Below are 9,835 nucleotides of genomic sequence, written 5' to 3'. Positions count from 1 at the left end.
GTCGCGTTGCGGCAGTCGCCGAAGACCGCGTCGGGCGTGCTGCTGACGACGGTGCCACCGACGCCGGCCACCACGTTGGAGGCGCAGATCTGCCAGCTGGCGGCCTGAACCGCCGAGCCGTCGCCGACGGTCGCGAGCGACTGGGGCTCGACGTCCCACGGCGCGCCCCAGCCCATGCCGGCCTTGGGCGACGCCGCCGCCGTCCGGACGACGTGCATCTTCTTGTTCAGCAGGGCGTCCTTGCGGGCGGTGAAGGCGGCGCGGACCACGTCCGTCTGGTCGCCACCGACGTGCGCCAGCTTGGCGGCGAGCTGCTGCCGCTTCGCCGCGATGCGCTGCTGCTTGGCCTGCTGCTTCGCGGCCTTGAAGGCCGCCTTCTGCTGCGCGGTCGGCTTGGTGCGCGCGGTCGCGACCGTGCCGGCCTCGGTGTAGTTGCCGTCCGGGCCACCGATCACGATGTTCGAGTTGTCGCAGCCACCCAGCACGGTCGCCGGGGTCTGCAGCGCAACCGTGCCACCGACGCCGGCGACGGCGTTCGAGCCGCAGAGCTGCCAAGACGCCGCCGCGATGGCGGTGTCGTTCAGCGCGCCGATGACCGGCGGAACGGTGTCCTGCTTGAGCCAGATGTTGGCGTTCGTGCAGCCGTCCAGAACCGTGGTCGGGCTGCTGGAGTTGATGACCCCACCAACACCGGCCATCACGTTCGAGCCACAGATCTGCCACGCGGCGCCGTTCACGACGGAACCGGTGCCGGCGGAGACCAGGGACTGCTGCGGGCCATCCCACGGGGCCTGCCACATGTCACGGGCAGCGCCGAGGAAGGGCGAGGCGACCTCACGCATCGACTGCGTCTTGGCCTCGGTGGTGTGGGCGGAAGCGGCGGCGGGAGCACCGATCACCGCAACGGTCGCGAGCGCGCCAAAGGCAACAGCTCCGGCCTTCTTCATCTGCATTGTCACTCCTTGTGCACATAGGTCCGCTTCAGCCCCGGCAATTCGGGCGAAAGCGGCAAACACTGCACTTGAGGTAACGATGGGTTGAGAAGGACGTTACTCAGCGAACTGATCTTTTCTACAAAGGATCTGGACGGCGTCTGTGAGCGCGCGGTCCATCGTGCCGAACGCCATGGCCGGCGGCGTGACCAGCGGAAACCACGCCATTTCCGATGATTCCTCGGGGTCGAGGGTGAGTTCGCCGGCGGGCAGCCGAGCCAGCCAGAAGCAGTCCAGCACCGGCAGCAGCTCGTCCTGGAACAGGTAACTGCCCACATACATGCCCACGAAATCGCCCAGAACCACGTCCACGCCGAGTTCCTCGCGACCCTCGCGGACCGCGGCCTCCGCCGGATGCTCCCAGCCGTCGCAAAACCCGCCCGGCGTCTCCCACAGCCCCGCCTGCGGCTCGCGGGCCCGTTTCAGGGCCAGGAATCGCCCCGCGTCGTCGAGCACGATCAGGCTCGCGGTGGGTCTCGCATTCACATACTGCTGATACGCACAACGCCCGCACTGACTGGGTGGGGCCACCGTCATGGCGGCCCCACAGCGCGGACAGAACATCATTTGCGCCCGGTCTTGCCCGAAGACTCGCCACTGTCCGACGTCGACAGCGCGGCGATGAAGGCCTCCTGCGGCACCTCGACGCGGCCGACCATCTTCATGCGCTTCTTGCCTTCCTTCTGCTTCTCCAGCAGCTTGCGCTTCCGGGTGATGTCACCGCCGTAGCACTTGGCCAGCACGTCCTTGCGGATGGCGCGGATCGTCTCGCGGGCGATGATCCGGGAGCCGATGGCCGCCTGGATCGGCACCTCGAACTGCTGCCGCGGGATCAGTTCGCGCAGCTTCGCGGCGATCGTCGTGCCATACGTGTACGCCTTGTCCTTGTGGACGATCGCGGAGAAGGCGTCGACCGTCTCCCCCTGCAACAGGATGTCCACCTTGACCAGTTCGGCCGACTGCTCGCCCGAGGGCTCGTAGTCGAGGCTGGCGTACCCCTTGGTCCTTGATTTGAGCTGGTCGAAGAAGTCGAAGATGATCTCGCCGAGCGGCAGCACGTAGCGCAGCTCGACGCGATCGGCGGACAGATAGTCCATGCCCTGCAAGGTGCCGCGGCGGCCCTGGCAGAGTTCCATGATCGCGCCGACGTAATCGTTGGGCGCGAGGACCGTGACCCGGGCGACCGGCTCGTAGACCTCGGCGACCTTGCCGATCGGATACTCGCTGGGGTTGGTGACGACGACCTCTTTGCCGTCCTCGAGCACGACGCGGTAGACCACGTTGGGCGCGGTGGCGATGAGGTCGAGACCGAACTCCCGCTCCAGCCGCTGCTGGATGATCTCCAGGTGCAGCAGGCCGAGGAAGCCGACGCGGAAGCCGAAGCCGAGCGCGGCCGACGACTCCGGCTCGTAGACGAGGGCGGCGTCGTTCAGCTTCAGCTTGTCCAGCGCCTCCCGCAGGGCCGGATAGTCCGAGCCGTCGATCGGGTAGAGCCCCGAGTACACCATCGGCTTGGGGTCCTTGTAGCCGCCGAGCGATTCCTTCGCGGGCTTGGCGTTGATCGTGACCGTGTCACCGACCCGCGACTGGCGCACGTCCTTCACGCCGGTGATGAGGTAACCCACCTCGCCGACACCGAGCGCACCCGACTTCACCGGCTCCGGCGAGATGACGCCCAGCTCCAGCAGCTCGTGCACGGCGCCGGTCGACATCATGCGAATGCGGTCGCGCGCCTCGATCCGGCCGTCGACGACCCGTACGTAGGTCACGACGCCCCGATAGATGTCGTAGACGGAGTCGAAGATCATGGCGCGGGCCGGCGCGGCGGCATCGCCGACGGGCGTGGGCAGCCGCCGCACGATCTCGTCCAGCAGGTGCGGTACGCCGACCCCGGTCTTCCCCGAGACCTTGAGGACGTCCTCGGGCAGGCAGCCGACCAGATTCGCCAGTTCTTCGGCGTACTTCTCCGGCTGGGCGGCCGGCAGGTCGATCTTGTTCAGCACCGGGATGATCGTGAGATCGTTCTCCATGGCCAGATACAGGTTGGCCAGCGTCTGCGCCTCGATGCCCTGGGCCGCGTCCACCAGCAGGACCGCGCCCTCACAAGCGGCGAGGCTGCGCGAGACCTCATAGGTGAAGTCGACGTGCCCCGGGGTGTCGATCATGTTGAGAACGGCCGTCTCGCCGGTCCGGTCCCCCTCGCGAACGGTCCACGGCATCCGGACCGCCTGCGACTTGATGGTGATGCCGCGCTCGCGCTCGATGTCCATGCGGTCGAGGTACTGCGCCCGCATCTGCCGTGGATCGACCACCTCGGTCAGCTGCAACATCCGGTCGGCCAGCGTAGATTTGCCATGGTCGATGTGTGCGATGATGCAGAAGTTCCGGATGGCACCGGGGTCGGTGGTACCGGGCTGGTTCACACCGGGCGTCGGAGGCACGGATCGTCCGTTTCGTCGTCAAATGGGATGGCGCTGCGGGTGCAGCTCCTCCCTATGATCCCATGCTCCCGGGCCTCGTCCCACGGGCCGCCGTCTTTGCCGCTGGATCCGGGTTCGCGGGCCGTCTTTCCCGCTGGATCACGGTTCTGGGTCGAATCTTCGGTCAAGATTCGACCCAGAACCGTGATCCAGCGCTGAGCGGTGCGCCGCCGGTGCGGGTGCGCTAGCAGCGGCAACCCTCGTTCGCGGGCCAGCCCAGGAACAACGCGGCCAGCCGCGGCAGTCGCCCCCGCATGACCAGGTCGTCGTCGACGTCGAATTGTTCGCCGACCGGCTCACTCTGGTTTCGCAGCTCCACGCCGCACGCGTCGGCGACGGCGTCACCGACCAGCTCGGCGAAGATCGCGCTGTCGTCGTCCCAGTCCGCCGCCTCGGCCACGACCGGCTGCCCGGCGAGCGAGTCCGGATCGGCCAGTGCCTTGGCGTACCAGTCTTTCCCGGTCACGATCAGACCGAAGCGGAAGTCCTCGAAGCCGCCGAGATCGCAGCCACCCCCGATCAGGTACGCCGCGGCGTACAGGTCCCAGCGGGAAGCATCGGCACTCAACCGGGCGAACGTCTGCCCGAACGCGGTACGCCGCTCCGCCGCCAGGTTCCCGAGCCGCCCGGTCAGCGCCTTGGCCAACGCCTCACCGTCCTGGCCGGCCTCTCCGCCGACATCGGATCGTGCGGCGTCGATCACGCCCCAGAACTCGTCCAGCTCCACGGTCGCCTCCTCGGTCTCCTTCGATCAACGACTCGCGCCCGATCGCGGCTCTGCGAGACCAGTGTCACGCAAGGCTCCATTCCCGCAAGGCTCCGCGAAAATGCTGTGATGGACGGCACCCCGGCCCTAGGCGTACCCACCAGAGGGAGTGCGGACGGCTGGCGATAGAATGGCTGGCACGTCGTCAGGACTGGCACTGAGCCCTTCTACCCGCTTTGGTCGGGTAGGGCCCCGCCTGGTAGCCTGGCACGTCGAACTTTTGTGTCCCCGCTTCAGCGGGGTTGACGCCCCGAAGTAGGAGAGGCTGACACGTGGCGAACATCAAGTCGCAGATCAAGCGCAACCGCCAGAACGAGAAGGCGCGGCTGCGGAACAAGGCGGTCAAGTCTTCGCTGAAGACTGCGATCCGCAAGTTCAACGAGGCGTCCGAGGCCGGCGACTCCGCCAAGGCCGCGGAGCTCATGCAGGTCGCTTCCCGCCAGCTCGACAAGGCGGTCAGCAAGGGCGTGATCCACAAGAACCAGGCGGCGAACCGCAAGTCGTCGATCGCCAAGCGGCTGAACACCGTCGCCGCGGCCTGACGCCCAGTACGCGAAAAAAGGCCCGCTCCCCCGTTCGGGGTGGCGGGCCTTTCGTTGCGTACGCCGAGATCAGTCGTAGCGATGGGCGGCGGACTGGCGTCGGCGGGCTTGGCTGGAGCGCACCTCGTCCGGCGCAGCGAGTCCGGCGTACGGCTGGGGCACGGAGGCTCGGCCGACGGCGGGTGCCTCGGTCCCGAAGTCCTCATCCGGACCGGCCGTGCTGACGAGCTCGGCGACGGCCTCCTCCTCGCGGGCCGCCTGTCGTCGAGCCGCCTTCGCCTCTCGTTTGGCCGCTCGCCGGGTGGCGGTACGCACCGCCGCCCGGGCCTGGGCCCGAGCCGCTGAGCGTACGCCGAAGCCGGCGATCAAGTCGTTGATCTTCACCATGACGGCGATCGCGCCGGGCAGCACCACGACGGCCCACCAGGTCACCAGTTCGGCCAGGGCGAGCAGGGTGGCCAGGGCGATCGCGCCCTCGAAGAAGAAGAAACAGAGCAGGCCGCTGGGCCGGATGTAGTGCAGTCCCAGCACCCGGGCGTAGAACGGGCGGTCCTTGGCGCGCAGGTCGGCGATCATCGGCCGCTCCGGGCGGCCGCCATCGCCATGATCGCCCGTTCGAGGGCGTACCCGCGATCGTCGGAGCCGCCTTTGACCTCGGCGTTGCACACCGCGGCGGCGGCCATCGCGTCGACGAGGCCCTCCGGCGTCCAGCCCCGGGCCATCCGCTGGGCCTTCTCGATCTTCCACGCGGGCATGCCGAGCTTGCTCGCCAACTGGTACGCGTTCCCGCCGCGCCCGGCCGACGCCACCCGGGCGATCGTGCGTACGCCGTCGGCCAGCGCGTCGGCGATCGGGACCGGGTCGACTCCGGTGGCCAGCGCCCAGCGCAACGCCTCCAACGCGGCCGGGACGTCGCCCGCGACCGCAGCATCGGCCACGGCGAACCCGCTGACCTCCGCCCGGCCCTTGTAGTACCGCTGCACGACGTCGAGTTCGATGCGGCCGTTGGTGTCGGCCATCAGCTGGTTGCAGGCGGCGGCCAGTTCCCGCAGGTCGTTGCCGACCGCGTCGAGCAGCGCCTCGGCCGCCTCACCACTGCATTTGCCGCCCAGCCGCCGGATCTCCGAGCGGATGAAGTCGACCTTGTCGGCATGCCGGGTGAGCTTGGCCGCCAACGCGACCTCGGCCCCGGCCTGCTTCAGACCGTCGGCGAGCGCCTTGCCCTTGGCTCCCCCGGCGTGGCAGACCACCAGGGTCGCCCCGGGATCCGGATCGGCCGCGTACGCGAGCAGCGTCGCCGTCAGGTCCTTCTTCGCGTCCTGTCCGTTGTAGACGATCACGACCGGGCGGCCGCCGAACAGCGACGGGCTCAGCGCACCGGCCAGTTCGCCCGCCACCAGGTCGCCACCGGAGAACTCGCTCACCGAGGCGACCGGGTCGTCCCGCCGGACCGCTTCCACTACTTGGTTGACGGCCCGGGTGGCCAACAACTCTTCGTCACCGAGAACCAACAGCAGCGCGGGAGCACTCACACCGCAATACTCGCATGCCGACGGCCATGATCCGCTCACTCGTCGGGGTGGGCGGCCCAACCGGACTCACGACCGCACTGTCACGGTGAGTTCACCAGCGTCGATGGCCACTGCGATGTCGCCAACCTGATCCGTACGCATCACCCGCGCGCCGCCCCGGGTCAGGCTCGCCAGGACCGCTGCGTTCGGATGCCCGTAATCGTTGCCGGCACCCACGCTGACCAGGGCAATCGTCGGTGCCACCGCGGTGAGGAAGGCCGGGTCCTGGAACGCCGAACCGTGGTGCGCGACCTTGAGGACGTCGACCCGGCCGACCCCGGTGGCGACGAGTTCCCGCTGCTCCTCGACCTCGGCATCGCCGGTGAGCAGCACCGACGTTCCCCCGAACGAGACGCTCAGCACAATCGAGTTGTTGTTCGGATCCGACCTCGTGCCGTGTAATGGCGAGACCGGGCCGATCACCGTCATCGCCAGCGGGCCGATGAGGCGTACCTCGCCGGGGGTGGCCACCGTCACCGGCGAGCGGGCGGCGGCAGCCGCCGCGAGCACCCCCGTACGCCCCTCGACCGGTTCGGGCCAGGCCGGAACGAGGACGGCGGCGACCCGGCGACCCCGGAAGACGCCGACGATCCCGCCGACGTGGTCGACGTGGAAATGGCTGACGATCAGCAATTCCACCGTCGTGACACCTAGCCGGTCCAGACAGCCCGCCACCGCCGACGGCTCCGGACCGGCGTCCACGACGACGGCTGCCCCTTTCCGCGTACGCAGAACGGTCGCGTCGCCCTGACCGACGTCGCAGGCCACCACGAACCAGCCCGGCGGTGGCCACCCCGGCGCGAGTACGCGCACCGGTGCCGCACCCAGCACCGCCGCCATCCCCACGATCAGGACGACGCGCCGCACCCGGGCGCTGCGGAACCCCACCAGGACCAGGACGGTCAACCCGGCCAGGAGCAGTGCGCCCGGCGTATCACTTGGCCATGGGAGAGCAGCGCCCGGAAATCCGGAAGCAACCCGCGCAACCGTGACCAACCACGCGGCCGGATAGCTCGCCAGCCAGGCGGCGAATCGGGCACCCGCAGGCCAGATGGGCGAGATCGCCGCCGCGAGTACGCTGAGCACGGTCGCCGGCGCCACCGCGATCGTGGCCACCAGATTGGCGGGAATCGCGACCAGGCTGATCGATCCGGACAGCCCGGCGACTACCGGACCGCAGGTGACCTGGGCGGCGGCCGGAACCGCGAGCGCCTCCGCCGCGAACCGGGGCAGGCGGCGCTGCAACGCGTCGCGCCAGCCGGGCGCGAGCAGCAGCAGGCCACCGGTCGCGCAGACGCTCAGCGTGAACCCGGCGTCGGCGGCCAGTTCCGGATCGACGACGACCAGGATCGCGACGGTCGCGGACAGCGCGGGCAACGCCGCCCGGCCTCGACCGGTCGCGAGCGCCGCCAGCGCGAGACTGCCCATGACGGCCGCGCGCAGCACACTCGGCGACGGCCGCGCCAGGATGACGAATCCGGCGACGCCGACGACGCACACCGCCGCGCACACCGCCGGACTGGCTCGCAGCGCTTTGAGCAGCAGCAACAGACAGCCGATCACGATCGCCACGTTGGAGCCCGAAACCGCCGTCAAATGCGTCATGCCCGCCGTTTTGAAGTCGTCCTGCACTTCCGGCGGCAGGCGGGAAGTATCCCCGACAACCAGCCCAGGCAGCAGGCCGCCGCGACGCGGTTCCAGCCCCGCGCAAGCCTTCTGCAGCCCGGCGCGCAGACTCCCGGCCGCGCGTTGCACCCACGGCGCGCGCCCGATCAGCGTCGGCGGCCGATTGACCGCCAGCACGGCGGCCTTGAGGTCGCCACCGCGGGTCGGTCCGAGCCGCCCGGTGACAGCCAGCCGTTGTCCTGGCAGCAGCGACCGCCAATCACCGTCGCCACTTGCGATCATCAGCACTGGTACGCCGAGAGCAAGTTCGTCCGCCCGAGTCAGTTCGGCGTCGATCAGATACGAAGGCGTACGCCCGGGGAGGAGCCGGGGATCGTCGCGCACCACCACTTGCGCAGTTATCGTCGCCTTGTCCCGGACCAACTGGGTGATCGTGGGATCGTCCCGGATCGCCAGGCGCGCACCGGTCGCGCCCGCGCCCAACGCCACTCCGATCAAGGCCAGGCAGACGATCCTCTTCTGCCTGAAGATGACGGCGGCGAGGCCGGCGCTTGTTGCGAGGATGGCCGCCGTACGCAGGCTGCTCGCCGTGAGCGCGGCGTACGCCGCCAGCCAGCAGCCGAGGGCGAGCGGGGCCAGCCGCAGATCCCGGCCGGTCACACCGTCACCAGATCCTTGATCTGCTCGAACTTGGCGTCCCCGATGCCCTCGACTTGCCGCAGTTCACCGACGTTCCGGAAGCCACCCTTCCGCTCCCGGTACGCGACGATCCGCTCCGCGAGGACGGGACCGACCCCGGGCAGGGCGTCGAGCTGGGCGGCGGTCGCGGTGTTGAGGTTGACCTTGCCGTCGGCGGCCGTCCCCGGCGCGACGGTGTTCGCCGTCGTCCCGACCGTGATGAGTTCGCCGTCGGCGACCTTGCGGGCGAGGTTCACCGTGGACAGATCCGTGCCGGGCAGTACGCCGCCCGCTGCTTCGATCGCGTCCGCGACCCGCGCCCCGGCCGGCAGCCGGACGAGTCCGGGGAACCGGACCTTCCCCGCCACGGCGACGACCACCCCTGTCACCGGCGCGCTCGCCGACGACTCCGAGGCGGGAGCGACCGTCTCCGCGTGCGGACGCGAGAACCACGCGTACGCCGCCGCCGCCAAGACGACCACCGCCGCTACCGCGGCGATCGCCTTCAACCCTGGGCGGCCGGGGTCGAACGCCTTTGTGAGGCTGGTGGTCGTCGGCTCCTCGGGTGGACTCAGGGGCTTGCCGACTAAGGCGGCCAACCGGCCTCGGGCGTCTGGTTCCTCGGTCACCGGCCGACGCTATGCTCCCGTCCCTCGCTGCATCGCATCGATGCAGGTCGACTCTGTGGACAGCGGCGCGATGTGGATAACTCGGCGGGGCCGCGCACGGCGGGCCGCGCACGGCGGGCCGCGCTCGGCGGTACGCCATGCACGTATCGCCGCCATGATCACGTCCGTGGCGTACCACCCGCGTAGTCAGCGCTCACGATCCGCGGCGTTCCAGCCGCGCGCGGCGGCGTCTAGTGCGCGTTTTGCGTGGCTGCCCAGCGGGCGGCGTCACGCGGGACCCCGCGGCGATCGCGGCGGCGGCTCAGCGGTGGACGATGACTCCGACGACGCCCGGCCCGACGTGCGCGCCGATCACGGCGCTGACCTCGGTCGTGTAGAGCGCCCGGAGGCGACTGCCCAGCCGGTCGCGTACGGTCGCGGCGATCTGCTCGGCGCGTTCCGGGGTGTCGAGGTGCTGGACGGCGACGTCCACTTCGGACTGTTCACCGGCCGCAGCGACGGCCAACTCCACCATGCGGTCCAGTGCCCGGGAAGTCGTGCGTACGCGATCC

At 69.7% G+C, this 9,835-nt stretch carries 10 protein-coding genes; 1 reads left to right on the top strand and 9 read right to left on the bottom strand.

The window, feature by feature from the left end; translation table 11 throughout:
- The 4 genes from HOV77_RS33255 to HOV77_RS33240 all read right to left on the bottom strand — a co-directional run.
- Positions 1–953, bottom strand: a 953-nt coding sequence (locus HOV77_RS33255) for a hypothetical protein (protein ID WP_290869889.1), incomplete at its 3' end; no start/stop codon positions are given.
- A 96-nt stretch (positions 954–1,049) separates the two neighbouring features.
- Positions 1,050–1,529 (bottom strand): NUDIX domain-containing protein, encoded by a 480-nt coding sequence (locus HOV77_RS33250; protein WP_290869886.1) that lies wholly within the window; start codon positions 1,527–1,529, stop codon positions 1,050–1,052.
- Between the two features lie 26 nt (positions 1,530–1,555).
- Positions 1,556–3,433, bottom strand: coding sequence for a translation elongation factor 4 (gene lepA, locus HOV77_RS33245; protein WP_290869883.1), 1,878 nt, complete (start codon positions 3,431–3,433; stop codon positions 1,556–1,558).
- A gap of 223 nt (positions 3,434–3,656) precedes the next feature.
- Positions 3,657–4,199 carry a DUF4240 domain-containing protein gene (locus tag HOV77_RS33240; RefSeq protein WP_290869881.1) on the bottom strand — a complete coding sequence of 181 codons (543 nt, stop codon included), beginning with the start codon at positions 4,197–4,199 and terminating at the stop codon, positions 3,657–3,659.
- A gap of 311 nt (positions 4,200–4,510) precedes the next feature.
- Here HOV77_RS33240 and rpsT point away from each other — a divergent pair, with 311 nt between their 5' ends.
- Positions 4,511–4,780 carry a 30S ribosomal protein S20 gene (rpsT, locus tag HOV77_RS33235; protein ID WP_290869879.1) on the top strand — a complete coding sequence of 90 codons (270 nt, stop codon included), beginning with the start codon at positions 4,511–4,513 and terminating at the stop codon, positions 4,778–4,780.
- Between the two features lie 69 nt (positions 4,781–4,849).
- Here the strand turns inward: rpsT and HOV77_RS33230 are convergent, their stop codons facing one another.
- From HOV77_RS33230 to HOV77_RS33210, 5 genes are all read right to left on the bottom strand, one after another.
- Positions 4,850–5,356 (bottom strand): hypothetical protein, encoded by a 507-nt coding sequence (locus HOV77_RS33230; RefSeq protein ID WP_290869878.1) that lies wholly within the window; start codon positions 5,354–5,356, stop codon positions 4,850–4,852.
- Positions 5,353–6,312: a DNA polymerase III subunit delta gene (gene holA / locus HOV77_RS33225; RefSeq protein ID WP_290869876.1), complete on the bottom strand. Its 960-nt coding sequence runs from the start codon at positions 6,310–6,312 to the stop codon at positions 5,353–5,355. The genes HOV77_RS33230 and holA overlap by 4 nt, the downstream gene beginning before the upstream one ends.
- Positions 6,313–6,378: 66 nt before the next feature.
- Entirely contained in the window at positions 6,379–8,637 is a 2,259-nt protein-coding gene (locus HOV77_RS33220; RefSeq protein WP_290869874.1) for a ComEC/Rec2 family competence protein, read from the bottom strand.
- Complete coding sequence (locus HOV77_RS33215) at positions 8,634–9,284, bottom strand: ComEA family DNA-binding protein (RefSeq protein WP_363261406.1); 651 nt, start codon at positions 9,282–9,284, stop codon at positions 8,634–8,636. Before HOV77_RS33215 ends, HOV77_RS33220 begins: the two co-directional genes overlap by 4 nt.
- Before the next feature lie 301 nt (positions 9,285–9,585).
- Positions 9,586–9,835 (bottom strand): DegV family protein (locus HOV77_RS33210; protein ID WP_290869871.1); only part of this gene is annotated, 250 nt, incomplete at its 5' end.

The organism is Hamadaea sp. (assembly GCF_013362815.1).
GTDB lineage: Bacteria > Actinomycetota > Actinomycetes > Mycobacteriales > Micromonosporaceae > Hamadaea.
Note: the sequence above shows the minus strand (reverse complement) of the source record. Positions and strands in the feature narration are given on the sequence as shown.